This is a genomic window from Flavobacterium sp. GP15 (assembly GCF_014281985.1).
GTDB lineage: Bacteria > Bacteroidota > Bacteroidia > Flavobacteriales > Flavobacteriaceae > Flavobacterium > Flavobacterium pygoscelis.
Map to the genome: position 1 here is coordinate 674,160 of NZ_JACFTC010000001.1, position 17,047 is coordinate 691,206.

A 17,047-nucleotide genomic window follows, 5' to 3' on the forward strand; every position below is an offset into this window, starting at 1 on the left:
AACCTTATTAAAGCAAGGTTGTAATTTTGAAATTATTATCATTGTTCCACGTGAAACATAAAGCATTTAAAAAGGTAGAAATTCATTACATGTTCCACGCGAAACAAAGAATAACTATCTATGAAATTATGTTCCACGTGAAACATTATTAAAAAAAGATTTGATTTCTATTTACTGTTCCACGTGGAACAGCGCGATTTTATCATCTTCCTTTTGTCGCATTATTGCTCCGTCAGATTCTGTTTTGTCTTTATATCCGCAATAATGTAAAATACCGTGGGCTAAAACTCTCTTGATTTCTTCGTCGAAAGTAACGTTAAAATCTAGAGCATTGTCTTTAACTCTTTCTACAGAAATAAAACAATCACCGTTTATTTCATTTCCTACTGAATAGTCAAAACTTATAACATCTGTAAGCGTATCGTGGTTTAGATATTCAACATTGATTTTGTGAAGGTATTCATCATCACAAAAAATATAATTTATATCTCCTTCTTTTTTGCTTTCAGATGCAATAACACGTGACAACCACAAAGCAATAGCTTCTTCATTGTCTAAACTAAATTCTGTTTCGTAATTAAAATTGATCATTTTTTATTAAAATATTCTTGAACCTTTTGATTAAAATTCGAGCGCAAAGGTAATGATTGTCTGTTTAATATCTCTATACTGTTTAAATATTCTAAAAGCGCAGGTGGCAAAGCATTAGATTGATTATAAAACTCTTTTTTATTGGTTTCCGATTGCCTTTTGTTTTCTTCTCCTTGTTGTTGTACAGCCGTATTTAATTTTAATAAATCTTGCTTTAGATTAATTATTTTTTGAAGGGTTTCGTTTTTAAAACCTTTATTTAAAAGTTCTTTTTCAATTTGCTTCATCTTGTCAATGCTGATTTGTCCAGCACCATTTAAACCTTGTTTGTTTAATTCCTTTTCTAGAGCTTCACGCAATTGCTTTTGCTCTTTATAGATTTGCATGATTGCTTCTGCATCTCCTTCACCATTTTCTCCCTCTTTTCCTTTATTGCCATTATTACCTTTATTAGAATCTGACGGATTATTTGATTTATTTAATCCATCTTTTATTTTATCACCTAACCCTTCTTGCTTTTTAATAATATCTGATAATTGCATTCCTTGTCCCTGCCCCGGTTTTGGAGATCCTGAACCAGGCATTTGCATTTGCATAGAACTTAATAAATCACTTAAAAAATCAGCAAGTTTATTGGCTGCAGCAATACTATATTGTTGGTGTGATAATCCTTTTGGAAGTTGCGCATCCGTAAAACTCGTAAGCGCCTTGTCAACATTATAAATCACATTACCTATTTCCTTGGTAATATCATCCGCTATTTTGGGATTACGCAAAGACATGGCAAATAAACTATCATCAACATGTTTAAACTGCATTTTTAGATCTTGTTGAATCTTTATGTTTTTGTTAAAAGAAGGTGATCCCGATTTATATTTTTTAAATTGGTTCATTAAACTTTCCTGCGATAAAGAATAAGCTAATAAATTATCTAATACTTGACGCAACATTACAATATCTTCCTGTAATTGTTCTTGTTTAGAATCGGCTAAACCCTCAGCCATTTTCTGCGCCATTTCTTTCATCTTTTGAGCAGCATTTTTTTGGTTTGATTTGGCTTTGTCTTTCCTCTCATTCTTTAATTGATCAAGTGCTTTCAACAACTCTTGTTCTATACTCTTTTCTTTATTTGTATCATTAGGCAATTCAATTGGTGCTTTCAAATCCTTGTTGTCTTTAGTTAAGTCTTTAAGATTTTCAAGGATTTTATCGAAATCACTATTAATTCCTCTTTGTTGATCCAGATTGTTTTCCTTGTCATTATTAAGCATCTGCTCCTGTTTCTTAGCAAGTGTATCTAACTTCTTTGCTAATTGTTCCGCTTTCTTTTCGACATAAAACTTCTTGGTTAACTCGACCAATTGCTCTAAATTCTTGTTTTGATTTTTGGTGTTTTGTTTGAACTTATCCAATTTAGATAAAAATTCTTCGTTTTGGATTTTATCATTTAAGTCTTTTAATTCATCCAGGAGTTTTTTATTTTTTTCTAATTCCTTTTCTGTTTGATCCATTCTTGATTTCAATTCTTCCTTAAATTCATCTTTAGGATTTGTTTTGAAATTATCTAAATTCTCATTTAATTTTTTGGTAAAGTCTTTCATCATTTCATCTTGTTTCATTTGACGTTTGATGAAATCATTAATTTTTTGTTGTTCATTAAAATCAAGATTTACTTTTTCTTTACCAGATTTTTGCAATTTGTCCATTTCTAAAATCTGCTTATCTTGATTTTTTAAAGACTTTTCTAAACTGTTTATATTATCATTTTGCTGTTGCAAAACTTGATCTTCCTTTTCTTCCTCTGTAGCAATTCGGTTCGAAAATACTGTTGATTTAGAACTTTTGAAATTATGTAAAACATCATTATCAAAAACTTCAAAATAATAATCATAGGACACTCCTTGTTCCACTGGTAAATTACTTGGGAAAGAAAAAACAAATTGATCAAAATTTGTTTTCTTGGTTGGCAAAGTTCCCCGTTTTATAGTTTGCGGTTTATCTCTTTGATAATACACTACCTGAAGTTTAGAAAAACCATAATCATCTGAAATTTTTCCCAATACATAATTCTTAGAAACCTTTAAACTGTCTGGAGCATTGCTAACATTGATCATAGGAAATTGATCTTTTACTATAGAAAGCTGATAATTTAGCTTTTCATAGTTTTTTACATTGCTATTCGATGTAATAATTTGATAATCTGTATTTTGAATGATATTTTTTGATAAAACAAACTGATTCTCAAGATTAGAGAAAGAAATCTTAGTATTGTTACTAATCCAATCGGCATTTTGGGTAGCAACAGTATTAATTTTCCATGTAACACGAGTTCCCTCGGGAATAATAGCATTACCAGTTCCTTTAATAATTTCCGATTTCTTATTTAAATAAGCGGGAAAAGTAAGAAGCATTTCAAAATTAGCAATAGCCGGAACAGTGATTACTTTTAAAAGATAATCAGGGCTTTCGACTGTATTCGCTTTTAAATAAAAAGAAGTATTTTTTATTGGTTTATTAATTTTAAATTCAAAAATACCTGACTTATTAGATTCCATAAAATAACTTTCATCATCGATAAAAATCATGACATTTTCTGGGACAATCTTTCCTTGGGTTTCTACACGAATATTAAAGTCTTTTCCTTCTTGCGTTGACAAACTAGAATTAAGTAGAACAAATTGGAAAGGAGCTGGTGGCAAAAACACAGAATTAAAATGAACCACCCTATTTAAACTTTGAGAAATTATAGTAGTATTTCCAGAAAAATAGAAAAAGGATAAAAGAAGAATTGGAAGAATAGCTAAAGGAAAAAATTTCTTGTTGTTATTAAAATTAATAGCGTTACCAAAAGGAATTGGTTGTAGCAGATTTGCTTTTTGTTCTATAGAAGCTAATAACAATTCAGATTGCTCTTGCTGTGGAGATGCATTTGAAAGTTGTAAAAAATTAGTCAACTTATCATTCACTTCTGAGAAATGATTTCCAATTATAGAAGAAGCTTGTTTATAGTCTATACCCTTTTGAAGTTTAAACAATTTAAAAACTGGGAACAATATAAAACGAAAAAGAAGATAAAGTTCAACTAAGATAAAAGTCCAAAATAAAACAGTCCTTCCTACTGGTTGTAACCAAAGAAAATACTCAATAAAAAGAGTGAAAAGTAAATACAACAACCCTAAACCAACAAACAAAATAGTTCCTCGAATCAATTCGTTGGTATAAAACTTCCTGATGAAAGCTTCTAATTTTTGATAAATAAAATGCTGTAGTTCCAAAATAGTTGATAATTATATATAACCAATAAAAGTAATAATTTTAATTAGATATTGAACAAATAAGAAAAACAGCAAAATTTTAAAAAAAACAACAAATTAGTATTCTATTAGAAATGAATTCATTTTACAATTTTATACTTAGAATCGTATCTTTACACCAAAATTATCAAAGATGTCTAAACAAGTTCGTGTGCGTTTTGCACCTAGTCCAACTGGACCTTTACATATTGGCGGAGTTCGTACCGCATTATTCAACTATTTATTTGCCAAAAAAAACAATGGTGTTTTCTTCTTGCGAATAGAAGATACAGATCAAAACCGTTATGTTCCAGGAGCAGAAGAATATATATTGGAAGCCTTAAAATGGCTTGGAATTTCTCCAGACGAAACCATGGGTGTAAATGAAAAATTTGGTCCCTACCGTCAAAGCGAAAGAAAAGATTTATACCAACAATATGCTAAGGATTTAATTAATTCTGGAAATGCGTATTATGCTTTTGATACAGCTGAAGCGCTTGATGCTATTAGAAAAGAAGAAGAAGAACAAGGAAAAACTTTTATATACAATCATCATAATCGTGAAAAACTAGATACTTCATTAATAATTTCTAAAGAGGAAACAGCTCAAAGAATTGCTAATGGAGAACATTATGTAATTCGTTTTAAAACTCCAGTAAATGAAACATTGCATTTACATGACATTATTCGTGGAGATATAAAATTTGAAACGAATCTTTTAGATGATAAAGTATTGTTTAAAAGTGACGGAATGCCAACATACCATTTGGCTAATATTGTAGATGATCATTTAATGGAAACTTCACATGTAATTCGTGGAGAAGAATGGTTACCGTCAATGCCTTTACATGTTTTATTGTACAGAGCTTTTGGATGGGATGCTCCCCTATTCGCTCATTTACCATTAATAATGAAACCAATTGGTAACGGAAAATTATCTAAACGAGATGGTGATAAATTAGGTTTTCCTGTATTTCCATTAGATTGGAAAACCGAAGAAGGAATTTCTTATGGTTACAGAGAAAAAGGATTTTTTCCTGAAGCGGTACTTAACTTTTTAGCCTTATTAGGTTGGAACGACGGAACCGAAAAAGAATTGTACAGTCTAGAAGAATTAGTAACTTCTTTTGATTTGAATAGAGTTCATAAAGCGGGTGCAAAATTTGATCCAGAAAAAAACAAATGGTTCAATCATCAATATTTAATGAAGCAAAAAGATTCTGATCTAGCAAAAGCCTTCGCTCCTATTTTAGCTGAAAAAAATATCCAGGTTACAGATGATAATTTGATTAGAATAGTTTCTTTGATAAAAGAACGTGCACATTTCGTATCGGAATTTTGGGAAATGAGTGATTTCTTTTTTGAAGCTCCAACAAACTATGATGAGAAAGCAACTAAAAATTGGAAGTCAGAAACTCCAGCTTTAATGCAAGAGTTAATTTCAGTTCTTGGAGAAATCACAGATTTTACATCTACTAATATTGAAACGATAGTAAAAGACTGGATGACAAAAAATGAAATTGGAATGGGTAAAATAATGCAACCTTTCCGATTGAGTTTGGTAGGTGCTCTCAAAGGTCCTCACCTATTTGATATTGTAGAAATCATAGGAAGACAAGAAACCATTAAAAGAATAGAAAAAGCAATTACTACATTATAACAATATTAGCCCTGAAATTCAGGGCTTTTTTTTGGTCTTAAAATGGATAAAATCGAGCTAATTTTTTAAATAATTATTAACATCAGAAACCTAGTTTTAATTTTGTAAATTGTCAGTTAATTTTTAACTAAAATAAAAACAATATGAATGTCGCATTAATTATCCTATTTGTGTTTGGGTTGTTTATTCTGTTATCTTCTTTTTTCACAGTAAGACAACAAACAGCAGTTGTTATAGAACGTTTTGGTAAGTTTTTAAGTATCCGACAATCTGGTTTACAATTAAAAATTCCCGTAATAGATAGAATTGCAGGACGTGTGAATCTTAAAATTCAACAATTAGATGTGATCATCGAAACTAAAACTAAAGACAACGTTTTTGTGAAACTTAAAGTTTCCGTTCAATTTATGGTTGTAAAGGAAACGGTTTATGATGCATTTTATAAATTAGAATATCCACACGACCAAATTACCTCTTACGTATTTGATGTAGTTCGTGCAGAAGTTCCAAAATTAATCTTAGATGATGTTTTTGAAAGAAAAGATGATATTGCAGTAGCAGTAAAGAGAGAATTAAATGAAGCAATGACTACTTATGGTTATACAATCATCAATACTTTGGTAACTGATATTGATCCCGATATTCAAGTAAAAAATGCGATGAACAGAATAAATGCAGCCGATAGAGAGAAAACAGTTGCTGAGTTTGAAGCAGAAGCTTCGAGAATTAGAATTGTGGCTAAAGCGGAAGCAGAAGCAGAAAGTAAACGTTTACAAGGTCAAGGTATTGCAAATCAAAGAAGAGAGATTGCAAAAGGATTAGTAGAAAGTGTTGATGTATTAAACCGAGTAGGAATTAATTCTCAGGAAGCTTCTGCTTTAATTGTTGTTACTCAGCATTATGATACACTACAAGCTATTGGTGCTGATGCTAATTCTAACTTGATTTTACTACCTAATTCCCCACAAGCTGGTAGTGACATGCTAAATAATATGATCGCGTCATTTAGCGCTTCTAATCAAGTAGGCGAAATGATGAAAATTAGAAATGACAAATCTAATCCTAAAAAACAAAATAGAACTGATTACAAGTTGCCAGAAGCTCCTAGTAACACTGAAACAGAAGAATAAATTAATATAGTATTTAAAAAGAAAAAAGAGGCTTATGAGCCTCTTTTTCTTTTGGTAAACCAATTCTTTATAAACGGAATTGCTTTATTAAGTACAAACGGAACACTTGCAGAAACAAGAGCTCCATAAGGAATAGCTGAACTGTAAGTACTAATTAAATCACTTACAATATTTTGAGGTGTTAAGTTTTCCTTTGTTTTCTTTACACCAAAAACCAATTTTTCATAACTAATTTCCTTTTCAATCTTTAAAATTTCGAGTTCTGTATCTATTTGAGAATAAGACGTATATTTTTTGATTCCCATAATTTAGTCGTTAAAAAATATTTCTGAAAATTTCTCTAAAATAGGTCCTTCAACAATTTTGTCTTTTATTAAAAATAACAAACTAGTAATTAAAAGATATATACCACCAATAATTAAAAAACCTAGAGGATAATTTTCTAAAGATTTTCCAATTGCCAATGCTCCTGCTATCGAACAAAATAATAATACCATACTCAAACACAATAAAATCAAGGAGAATTTAAGAATCATTGTAGTTGATTTCATCGCTACTTTAAAACCCCATAACTTATAGTAGGAAACATTAGTTTTAATATAAGCATGAATTTGTTCCTGAATTTCCTCTGTATTTTCTTTTAATTCTTCAAAAGCCATATAGTTTGTGTTGGGTATATTAAAATAGTTAAATCAAATTATTTTTGAAGTTTTGTATTTTGCTTTTTCAAATCCGATAATTTATTTTCAAGAAAAGAAATTACATCTTCTGTTTTATGACTCATGTTTGAAACTAAATCTTGATATGTATCTTCAAGATCAAATTTGGCAGCATTTAATTTTTTACTAAACTCTGACGTTACCGAATCTAATTTGTGATGCAAATCACTTTTAGCATCATCAAAACCATCTTTAACTTTTTTTCTAGTTTTAGATCCTTTATCTGGAGCATATAAAATTCCTAAGCCTGCTCCAACGGCTACTCCTACTAAAATTGCTGCTAATGTATTTCCTGAATTTTTAGACATAATTATATATTTTAAAAGTTTGTTCTATAAAGTTACAAAATTATTAACAAGTTCCCGTTAACAAGTCGTTAAAGTATATATATACAAACTATAAAGCCAATACAAACCGTTTAATAAACGCAATTTACAACACGATATTCTTTGCTAATTATTTTAAAATAATGCTTTAAATTTAATCTATGAAGGTCGTTTTTAATCAAAACTACTTATTAAAAATAAAATAGTAATAATAAATTACAATAATAAAAAAAAGCTTTCTTAAAGAAAGCTTTTTATAAATAAAATCTATTTAATAGATAAACATTATATTTTAAGATGTGTTAATAATTGTAACACTTTTTCATTTTTTTCAATCTTTTTTAATTCCGAAAGTTGGTTTTCAAAAAGATTAAAATTAGTAAGATCAACTTGTAAATTTTCAATCGCTAAAATTCGAACAGCAGCCAATTGACTTTTTAAAGACATCGTATATAACTTAGTCAAAGTTTCCGCATCAATATCTTTTACTTTTACTTTATCAGAATGTTGTAAAATCAAATTAGAAAATAATAAAGCGTTGTTATCATTCTTAATATTTTTGACAACAGTTTGAATAATTAAACTGTAATTATCGATACTTTTGATGTTAGCAATAATAGAATTTAAAATCAAAAATGCATTATTCTCCTCTTTTTCTTTAACGTATTTATTGATTTCTTTTTGGGTATTCATCAATAAATTTTCTTCTTTTTTGCCTTTTTCCTCCCAAGCATCCTTTAAGCCAACCGTTTTATTAAAGATAATTTTATCTTCGGTCGAATCTTTATCCACATTAAAATATCCTAAACGTTGAAACTGGAATTTTTCTCCTGCTTGTACAGTAGCTAAACTTGGCTCTACAAAACCTTTTATAACTTCCAGAGAATTTGGATTCATAAATTCTAAGAAATTTTTCTCTTTATGACTGTCTGGTGCTTCATCAATAAACAAACGATCATACAAACGAACTTCGGCTTCAATAGCATGTTTTATAGTCACCCAATGCAAGGTTCCTGCTACTTTTCTTTGGCTTGCTTCACTCCCACTTCCACTTCTACTATCTTCATCATAAGTAACATGAATTTCTGTAATAGTACCTGATGCGTCTTTTACAACATGTTCACCTTTAATAATATAAGCATTTTTAAGACGGACTTCTTTACCCAAACTCAAACGGAAAAATTTAGCTGGAGCTTCTTCTAAAAAGTCTTCTCTCTCAATATATAATTCTCTTGAAAAAGGAACTTTTCTAAAACCAGCACTTTCATCTTCTTGATTATTTTCTGCTTCTAGCCATTCTTCTTTATCTTCAGGATAATTAATAATTACAAGTTTAATTGGATCTAAAACAGCCATTACTCTTGGAGCCGTTTTGTTTAAATCTTCACGCAAACAAAATTCTAAAAGGGAAAAATCGATTACATTTTCTCTTTTGGCCACGCCTATAATTTCACAAAATTTACGAATAGAAGCAGCAGTGTACCCTCTTCTTCTTAGTCCAGAAATAGTTGGCATTCTTGGATCATCCCAACCATTTACTATATTTTCTTGAACTAACTGCAAAAGTTTACGTTTGCTCATTACCGTGTAATTCAAGTTCAAACGAGCAAATTCGTATTGGTGAGGTCTAACTTGATTAGTATCATAAATTTGGTCTAAAAACCAATTGTATAGTTCCCTGTGCATTACAAATTCTAATGTACAAATAGAATGTGAAATTTGCTCTATATAATCACTTTCTCCATGCGCATAATCGTACATAGGATAAATATTCCAATCATTACCAGTTCTATGATGATGACGATGTAATATTCTGTACATCAAAGGATCTCGCATCAACATATTGGTTGATTTCATGTCAATTTTAGCACGTAAAACGTGACTTCCTTCTGGATGATCACCGTTTTTCATGGCTTCAAATAAAGCTAGATTTTCTTCGATAGAACGATTTCTATAAGGACCATCAACACCAGGTTGTGTAGGCGTTCCTTTTTGAATCGCCATATCTTCAGAAGATTGACTGTCTACATACGCTTTACCATTTTTGATCATAGCAACAGCCCATTCATACAACTGCTGAAAATAATCGGAAGAATATAATTCTTCTGTCCAATCAAATCCCAACCATTTCAAATCTTCCTTAATAGCGTCAACATACTCCTGCTCCTCTTTGGCTGGATTGGTGTCATCAAAACGTAAATTAACTGGCGCATTGTACTTTAAACCTAAACCAAAGTTCAAACAAATGGACTTGGCATGACCAATATGTAAATATCCATTAGGTTCTGGTGGAAAACGGAAACGTAATTTATCTTTTGGAAAACCATTGGACAAACTATCCTCAATGATTTGTTCTATAAAATGGAGTGATTTTTCTTCGGTTGACATATTTTTTTCTTAATTTTAGCAAAGATAAAAAAGTTTACAGTTATCACTTTACACTTTGCAGTTTTCTTTCAGAACTGAATTTTTCAACAAACAATATATTAAATAAAAAATGGGAATTATTAAACTAAAAAATATTAGAACCTACTCCTACCACGGTTGTCTAATCGAAGAAGGAAAAATTGGATCTGATTATATAGTCAATCTAGAGGTCAAAACGGATCTAAGAAAATCAAGCATATCAGATGATTTGAAAGATACCGTAGATTATGTGCTTTTAAACAGCATTGTGGTAGAAGAAATGGCAATTCGTTCTGATTTATTAGAACATGTAGCGCATCGAATTATCAACCGTGTTTTTAATGAAATTCCAGAAGTTTCTAGAATAATTGTTGGAGTTTCTAAATTGAATCCTCCTATTGGTGGTGATGTTGAAGCGGTTACGATTGAAATGGAAGAATACAGAAGTTAATATTAATTATTGTTGAGTAGCGATTTAAGATTTCATATTTTAAAGGAAAATAATTATCTGTTTTATTTAGAATTTGAAATTTGGAATTTGATTTTTTTATAGTACATTTGCAAACCAATAAATAATTGGCGTCGTGGCCGAGTGGCTAGGCTGGGCTCTGCAAAAGCTCCTACTCCGGTTCGAATCCGGACGATGCCTCTGAAACCTTCAAGGAAACTTGGAGGTTTTTTTTATGTCTAATTTTTAAGAAAAATTAATTAAAGATAGTGTTCGAATCCCGACGATGCCTCTAAAACCTTCAAGGAAACTTGGAGGTTTTTTTTATGTCTAATTTTTAAGAAAAATTAATGAAAGATAGTGTTCGAATCCCGACGATGCCTCTAAAACCTTCAAGGAAACTTGGAGGTTTTTTTTATGTCTAATTTTTAAGAAAAATTAATGAAAGATAGTGTTCGAATCCCGACGATGCCTCTGAAACGTTCAAGAAAACTTGGAGGTTTTTTATGTCTTATTTTTAATAAAAATTAATTAAAGATAGTGTTCGAATCCCGACGATGCCTCTAAAACCTTCAAGGAAAGTTGGAGGTTTTTTTAAGTCTAATTTTTAAGAAAAATTAATTAAAGATAGTGTTCGAATCCGGACGATGCCTCTAAAACCTTCAAGGAAACTTGGAGGTTTTTTTAGGTCTAATTTTTAAGAAAAATTAATTAAAGATAGTTTTCGAATCCGGACGATGCCTCTGAAACCTTCAAGGAAACTTGTAGGTTTTTTTATGTCTAATTTTTAAGAAAAATTAATTAAAGATAATGTTTGAATCCGGACGAAGCCTCTGAAAATTTTAAGGAAACTTGGAGGTTTTTTTTATGTCTAATTTTTAAGAAAAATTAATTAAAGATAGTGTTCGAATCCGGACGAAGCCTTTGAAACCTTCAAGGTAACTTGGAGGTTTTTTTAGGTCTAATTTTTAACAAAAATTAATTAAAGATAGTGTTCGAATCCTGACGATGCCTCTGAAACCTTCAAGCAAACTTGGAGGTTTTTTTAGGTCTAATTTTTAACAAAAATTAATTAAAGATAATGTTTGAATCCAGACGATGTCTCTGAAACCTTCAAGGAACTTGGAGGTTTATTACTATATTTTAGATAATTTTAAATAAAACTTTTTAAACTATTTGTCATCTTACTAGCCTCAGTAAAGTGATTATAAATTGTTAGTATTTTCCAATATTGTAAATAATTATAATTAATTAAGTATCTAATATTCAACTATTAAATAGTGAGTATAAAAAAATCCTAATTCTGAATAATTATTCAGAATTAGGATATAGTGATATTAATAAAACTTTTAAAAGCTTATTTATCAATTTTTTCTAAGGCGTGTTTTACCATTTCTTTTTCTTTTGGAAACCAACCTTGTGTGATTAAAACTGTTCCAAAAACCATTAAAACAATACTGATTCCTTTTTTAATTTTTAAAATATTTACTGGTGTCAATTTATTCTTTAACTGTTTTGCCAAGATTATTTTGATACAATCAACAATTAAATAAGACAAAATTACGGTTACAAAAAAAGTTATCATTCTTGAGTTTTGCATTTCTAGTTTTGGTCCTACCGAGATAATTACTGCCAACCAAAAACCAAGAACTCCTATGTTTATAATATTCAAAAAGAAACCTTTTACGAATAAACTTCCATAGTTCTTTTTTATAATCTCTTTATCAATCAAATCGGTATTGATTTTCTGTTCATTTTTTAATTTAATAAAAGATATCAAACCATAAACTAACATTAATATTCCTCCAAAAATAAAAAGAGCAGGCTTGTCTTTTAAGTTTTGAATTAATCTGAAACTACCTAAATAAGCAATTCCGATAAAAACAATATCTCCTAAAATTACACCTAAATCAAAAACTAAAGCGGCTCTAAATCCTTTTAAAATACTAGTTTCTAGCAAAATAAAGAATACAGGACCTATCATAAAACTTAAGAAAATTCCCCAAGGAATACCTGCTAAAATATCGTTTACCATCAAAAATGTACATTTATTACCAACAAATCTAATGTAATTTACTAATTTTTCTCCAAAATTGTTCCACCAATAAAAATTTCTTGGTTAATTTGTTTTGGTTTTCCATAGATAAAAATAGAGCCTCCAGCTTTTACTTTAGCCTCAACCAAAGTACTAGCATTAATTTCAGCTTGTCCTCCTGCAGAAACTGTAATAGTAGTTTGAGAAGTATTTAAATCTTTAGCATTTAGAATACCTCCAGAAGTAATAGCTACATTTTGATTGGTAGATTTACCAGAAAGAGAAATAATTCCGCCTGAATTTACTTTTACACTTACCTTTTCAACATCAACATTTAAGCTTAATTCACCACCCGATTTTGCATTTAACTCTAAACTAGTTTGTTTAAAATCATTCGCACTAGTTATAGAACTTCCCTCACTTACTGCAATACTTTCTAGATTTTTGTAATATAACTTCACCACAATATCATTCCCAGATAATAGCTTTGGAAAAGGCATTCTTATTTTTAAATCTCCATTTTTATTGACCGTTTCAACTTCTGCAGCACGTGATCCAGTAATTTCTAATTTGTTTTCGTTTGCAGCTATCAACTGAACTGAAATTTTATCAAAAACTTTTACTTGATCAAAATCACCTAGGTTTCTACTTACTTGTGCATGTGTAAATTGTGCTAAAAGCACCAATGCAATAATTACTACTTTTTTCATTTTTTTATTTTAATGGTTCTTCCACTCTTCTTAAAAAATTAAAGTCCAATTGTTTTTTTACTAAATCGGCATTTTTTACTTTAACGTAAATTTCGTCTCCTAATTGTAATAATTTACCAGAAGTTTCTCCTTTTAGCGCATATTGTTTTTCATCAAATGTGTAATAATCATCTTTAATATCTCTAATTCTACACATTCCTTCGCATTTATTTTCGATAATTTCGACATAAATACCCCATTCGGTAACACCAGAAATAACACCCAGGAATTCTTCATCTTTATGATCTTGCATGTATTTAACCTGCATGTATTTGATAGAATCGCGTTCTGCATTGGTTGCCAAACCTTCCATGGTTGAAGAATGCAAACATTTGGTTTCATAGGTTTCTTCATCTACAGATTTTCCTCCATCAAGATAATGCTGTAACAATCTATGCACCATAATATCTGGATAACGACGAATAGGCGACGTAAAATGAGAATAAAAATCAAATGCTAAACCATAATGACCAATATTATCTGTAGAATATTTGGCTTTACTCATACTTCTAATAGCCAATGTATCAATAAGATTTTGCTCTTTTTTACCATTTACTTGCTCCATTAAGCTATTCAATGATTTAGAAATATCGCCTTTATTACGGAAATCTATTTTATAACCAAACTTTGCAATTACCGTTTGCATGGCAATTAACTTATCTTCGTTGGGCTCATCGTGAATTCTATAAATAAAAGTTTTCTTTTGTTTTCCTATGTATTCGGCTACTTTTCTGTTGGCCAATAACATAAACTCTTCTATTAGATGATTGGCATCTTTAGAAACTTTAAAATAAACGCCTTGAGGTTCTCCGTTTTCATCTAAATTGAACTTCACTTCTACTTTATCAAAAGTGATAGCTCCTTCGGCCATTCTCTTTTTTCTAAGAATTTTAGCGAGCGAATCTAATTTTAGCGTCGCTGCTACAATATCTTCTGAAACTTTATAAGAACTACCTGTAATAGAAATTTCTTCGGGAATTGTATCGTCTTTAGTCTCTATGATGTATTGTGCTTCCTCATAAGCAAAACGTTGATCAGAAAAAATAACTGTTCTTCCAAACCATTGATTCATTACTTGCGAATCTTCATTGATTTCAAACACTGCAGAAAAGGTATATTTCTCTTCATTTGGACGCAATGAACAAGCAAAGTTTGATAATACTTCGGGTAACATGGGCACTACTCTATCTACTAAATATACAGAAGTTGCTCTTTGATACGCTTCATCATCTAGGATTGTTCCTTCTTGAAGATAATACGAAACATCGGCAATGTGAATACCAATTTCATAATTCCCATTTTCTAATTTTTTGAAAGATAAGGCATCATCAAAATCTTTCGCATCTTTTGGATCGATAGTAAAAGTCAACGTATCGCGCATGTCACGACGTTTTGCAATTTCACTTTCGGTTATAGAGGTATCTATTTTTTGTGCAAAGGTCTCTACTTCAATAGGAAATTCTGATGGCAAACCATATTCGGCAAGAATAGCATGAATCTCAGTATCATGTTCTCCTGGTTTTCCTAACACTTTTATAACAGATCCAAAAGGACTGTCTGCTTTGGCTGGCCAATCTTCAATATGAACTAAAACTACATCTCCTTGCTCTGCCTCTCCTATTTTATCTTTTGGAATAAAAATATCAGTATACATTTTTGGATTTGCAGTAGAAACAAAAGCAAAATTGGCTTGTATATCAATTACACCTACAAAATCAGTTTTGTGTCTTTCTATAACCTCAATAACTTCACCTTCTGGTTTTTTACCTTGTCTTTTATTGTACACATAAACTTTGACAATATCTTTATCTAAAGCGTGATTCAGATTATTGGTCGGGATAAATACATCTTCGTCAAGATCAGCACAAACAAAATAGGCTGTTTTACGACCAGTCATATCAATTTTACCTTCGTAATAATCTTTACTAACTGCTTTAATTAAATATTTTCCTGGTTCTGATTCAATAATTTTATTTTGTGAAGCTAAAATCTTTAAATCTTTTATAATTTGATTTCTACTTTCGGTATCATCAAGCTCTAGCTTTGCTCCTATTTGTTTATAATTGAATGCTTTATTAGCACTTTGCGATAATATTTTTATTATTTTATCGGAGAAATCTTTCCCTTTTTTTATCGGCTTTCTTAATCTTTTACTCATAAATTCTTTTCTTAAAAGTCTAAAATTACAAAATAGTAAACTGTTATCGATAAAGATAAGCCATATTTAAAGAAAATATAACTTTACAGAATAGTTGTATCTTTATAAAAAGTATAAATATGGAAGAATTCAAAACAGTGGCAATTTTCAATTATTCACATGAAATCGTTGTCCTGAAACATTTATTAGATCAAGAAGAAATTCATTATTTTTTTGAAAATGAAATTATGTCCTCTTTTGCACCAATGTATTCAAATGCTTTGGGCGGAATTAAACTTAAAATTCATCCAAACGATTTTGAAAAAGTGCAAGAGTTATTGGATAACCTAAATAACAATTTGACCATCGTTTAAAGTAGTACTCATTCTCAAATAATTTTTTTGAAAGTTTATTTTTTTTGAAAGTTGTCAACATATATTAATATAAACAAAAAGAAAATTTAAATTTAAAATCTTTCTTGGTTGTTATTATAGCTTGTTAATAGTTGCAATAAATTTATTTTAAAAAGCATTGAAATCAAGTTTCAAGAGGTTATATTGAGTTATCAACATACTTATATTTTTATAAAGTATTCGTTTCTAAGCTTTTTTCAATAGTAATTAACAATCGTTGATAACCCTTTTTATATTGAATTTGTAAATAACTTCAACTATCATTTTTTGTTGATAACCTACTTTTTAATATTGATAACTATTCTAAAAAATAGGCTAACTAAATTAGGATTTCTAATGTCGGTTTTGGATTAGGTATTTTTTATTGATATCCAAAAAAAACTTCTAATATTCTATCCTAAGTTATGAACAATAAATGTTAATTTAAGGTTAACTGAATATCAAGTAGTTAGCTTTCACTATTAACAATGCAAAATTTTAACATATTTATTTTAGAATTAACATTGATTATCAACTATTTATAGAACCGATATAATTGTTGATAACTCATAATATCATGGTTTACTGCTCCTTAAGTTGTTTATTATAACTAAATAATAGTATTGTACATATAATTAAAGTCTTGCTTAAAATAACCCTCATTTTTATTGAATAGTATAGACTTACTTTATTTAAATTTGCAGCACACAACTTAAAAAATAGAGTATGAAAATCTCAATAGGAAATGATCACGCAGGACCAGATTACAAAAAAGCAATTGTAGATATGCTTCAAGCAAAAGGATATGAGGTAACTAATTACGGAACCGATACTACAGCAAGTGTTGATTATCCTGATTTTGGTCATCCCGTTGCAACAGATGTTGCCGAAGGAAAAGCTGATTTTGGAATTATTATTTGCGGAAGCGGTAACGGAATTGCGATGACGGCTAACAAACATCAAAAAGTTCGTGCTGCTTTGTGTTGGATGAAAGAAATTGCAGCTTTAGCGCGTCAGCATAACGATGCCAATATTATTAGTATTCCTGCACGTTATACTTCTGTTGCACAAGCAGTAGAAATGGTTGAAACTTTCTTAAATACTGATTTTGAAGGCGGAAGACATCAAACTAGAGTGGATAAAATTTCTTGCTAAAAAAAT

The 17,047-nt window shown here is 29.9% G+C and carries 14 protein-coding genes and 1 tRNA gene; 6 read left to right on the forward strand and 9 right to left on the reverse strand.

The genetic code is table 11. From position 1 onward, the window contains the following. Positions 1–171: 171 nt before the first annotated feature. A complete protein-coding gene (gene ybeY / locus H2650_RS02965; RefSeq protein WP_188049265.1) occupies positions 172–591 on the reverse strand; it encodes an rRNA maturation RNase YbeY in 420 nt (139 codons plus the stop codon). Beyond that, complete coding sequence (locus H2650_RS02970) at positions 588–3,866, reverse strand: hypothetical protein (RefSeq protein WP_188049266.1); 3,279 nt, start codon at positions 3,864–3,866, stop codon at positions 588–590. Before H2650_RS02970 ends, ybeY begins: the two co-directional genes overlap by 4 nt. Before the next feature lie 172 nt (positions 3,867–4,038). On the opposite strand from H2650_RS02970, the gene gltX reads away from it, so the two are divergent. Next, complete coding sequence (gene gltX / locus H2650_RS02975; protein ID WP_188049267.1) at positions 4,039–5,544, forward strand: glutamate--tRNA ligase; 1,506 nt, start codon at positions 4,039–4,041, stop codon at positions 5,542–5,544. 143 nt (positions 5,545–5,687) lie between these two features. Then, on the forward strand, positions 5,688–6,674 hold the full coding sequence (locus H2650_RS02980) for an SPFH domain-containing protein (protein WP_188049268.1): 987 nt from the start codon (positions 5,688–5,690) through the stop codon (positions 6,672–6,674). Between the two features lie 32 nt (positions 6,675–6,706). Here H2650_RS02980 and H2650_RS02985 read toward each other — a convergent pair whose 3' ends face one another. The 4 genes from H2650_RS02985 to H2650_RS03000 form a co-directional block, all read right to left on the reverse strand. Continuing rightward, entirely contained in the window at positions 6,707–6,979 is a 273-nt protein-coding gene (locus H2650_RS02985; RefSeq protein ID WP_188049269.1) for a DUF6327 family protein, read from the reverse strand. A gap of 3 nt (positions 6,980–6,982) precedes the next feature. Next, entirely contained in the window at positions 6,983–7,333 is a 351-nt protein-coding gene (locus H2650_RS02990; RefSeq protein WP_188049270.1) for a competence protein, read from the reverse strand. A 38-nt stretch (positions 7,334–7,371) separates the two neighbouring features. Next, entirely contained in the window at positions 7,372–7,701 is a 330-nt protein-coding gene (locus H2650_RS02995) for a YtxH domain-containing protein (protein WP_188049271.1), read from the reverse strand. Positions 7,702–8,004: 303 nt separating this feature from the next. Beyond that, positions 8,005–10,107, reverse strand: a complete 2,103-nt coding sequence (locus tag H2650_RS03000) for a glutamine--tRNA ligase/YqeY domain fusion protein (RefSeq protein ID WP_188049272.1) — start codon at positions 10,105–10,107, stop codon at positions 8,005–8,007. A 109-nt stretch (positions 10,108–10,216) separates the two neighbouring features. Here H2650_RS03000 and folB point away from each other — a divergent pair, with 109 nt between their 5' ends. Both folB and H2650_RS03010 read left to right on the forward strand, forming a co-directional pair. Continuing rightward, positions 10,217–10,576, forward strand: coding sequence for a dihydroneopterin aldolase (folB, locus tag H2650_RS03005; protein ID WP_188049273.1), 360 nt, complete (start codon positions 10,217–10,219; stop codon positions 10,574–10,576). 127 nt (positions 10,577–10,703) lie between these two features. Further along, a tRNA-Cys gene (locus H2650_RS03010) sits at positions 10,704–10,774 on the forward strand. A gap of 1,156 nt (positions 10,775–11,930) precedes the next feature. Here H2650_RS03010 and H2650_RS03015 read toward each other — a convergent pair. The 3 genes from H2650_RS03015 to rnr are packed head-to-tail and all read right to left on the reverse strand — an operon-like array spanning position 11,931 to position 15,515. Beyond that, positions 11,931–12,608 carry a LysE family translocator gene (locus tag H2650_RS03015; RefSeq protein ID WP_188049274.1) on the reverse strand — a complete coding sequence of 226 codons (678 nt, stop codon included), beginning with the start codon at positions 12,606–12,608 and terminating at the stop codon, positions 11,931–11,933. Positions 12,609–12,649: 41 nt separating this feature from the next. Next, positions 12,650–13,318, reverse strand: a complete 669-nt coding sequence (locus H2650_RS03020; protein ID WP_188049275.1) for a head GIN domain-containing protein — start codon at positions 13,316–13,318, stop codon at positions 12,650–12,652. Positions 13,319–13,322: 4 nt separating this feature from the next. Beyond that, positions 13,323–15,515 carry a ribonuclease R gene (gene rnr / locus H2650_RS03025; RefSeq protein ID WP_188049276.1) on the reverse strand — a complete coding sequence of 731 codons (2,193 nt, stop codon included), beginning with the start codon at positions 15,513–15,515 and terminating at the stop codon, positions 13,323–13,325. A gap of 119 nt (positions 15,516–15,634) precedes the next feature. Here rnr and H2650_RS03030 point away from each other — a divergent pair, with 119 nt between their 5' ends. Then, positions 15,635–15,868 (forward strand): DUF2007 domain-containing protein, encoded by a 234-nt coding sequence (locus H2650_RS03030; RefSeq protein ID WP_188049277.1) that lies wholly within the window; start codon positions 15,635–15,637, stop codon positions 15,866–15,868. Positions 15,869–16,612: 744 nt separating this feature from the next. Continuing rightward, complete coding sequence (rpiB, locus tag H2650_RS03035; protein ID WP_188049278.1) at positions 16,613–17,041, forward strand: ribose 5-phosphate isomerase B; 429 nt, start codon at positions 16,613–16,615, stop codon at positions 17,039–17,041. Positions 17,042–17,047: the final 6 nt, after the last annotated feature.

Bases quoted from the DNA above. Each gene is read 5' to 3' on its own strand.
- ybeY (WP_188049265.1), bottom strand. From the start codon at position 591: ATGATCAATTTTAATTACGAAACAGAATTTAGTTTAGACAATGAAGAA.
- gltX (WP_188049267.1), top strand. From the start codon at position 4,039: ATGTCTAAACAAGTTCGTGTGCGTTTTGCACCTAGTCCAACTGGACCT.
- H2650_RS02980 (WP_188049268.1), top strand. From the start codon at position 5,688: ATGAATGTCGCATTAATTATCCTATTTGTGTTTGGGTTGTTTATTCTG.
- H2650_RS02985 (WP_188049269.1), bottom strand. From the start codon at position 6,979: ATGGGAATCAAAAAATATACGTCTTATTCTCAAATAGATACAGAACTC.
- H2650_RS02990 (WP_188049270.1), bottom strand. From the start codon at position 7,333: ATGGCTTTTGAAGAATTAAAAGAAAATACAGAGGAAATTCAGGAACAA.
- H2650_RS02995 (WP_188049271.1), bottom strand. From the start codon at position 7,701: ATGTCTAAAAATTCAGGAAATACATTAGCAGCAATTTTAGTAGGAGTA.
- H2650_RS03000 (WP_188049272.1), bottom strand. From the start codon at position 10,107: ATGTCAACCGAAGAAAAATCACTCCATTTTATAGAACAAATCATTGAG.
- folB (WP_188049273.1), top strand. From the start codon at position 10,217: ATGGGAATTATTAAACTAAAAAATATTAGAACCTACTCCTACCACGGT.
- H2650_RS03015 (WP_188049274.1), bottom strand. From the start codon at position 12,608: ATGGTAAACGATATTTTAGCAGGTATTCCTTGGGGAATTTTCTTAAGT.
- H2650_RS03020 (WP_188049275.1), bottom strand. From the start codon at position 13,318: ATGAAAAAAGTAGTAATTATTGCATTGGTGCTTTTAGCACAATTTACA.
- rnr (WP_188049276.1), bottom strand. From the start codon at position 15,515: ATGAGTAAAAGATTAAGAAAGCCGATAAAAAAAGGGAAAGATTTCTCC.
- H2650_RS03030 (WP_188049277.1), top strand. From the start codon at position 15,635: ATGGAAGAATTCAAAACAGTGGCAATTTTCAATTATTCACATGAAATC.
- rpiB (WP_188049278.1), top strand. From the start codon at position 16,613: ATGAAAATCTCAATAGGAAATGATCACGCAGGACCAGATTACAAAAAA.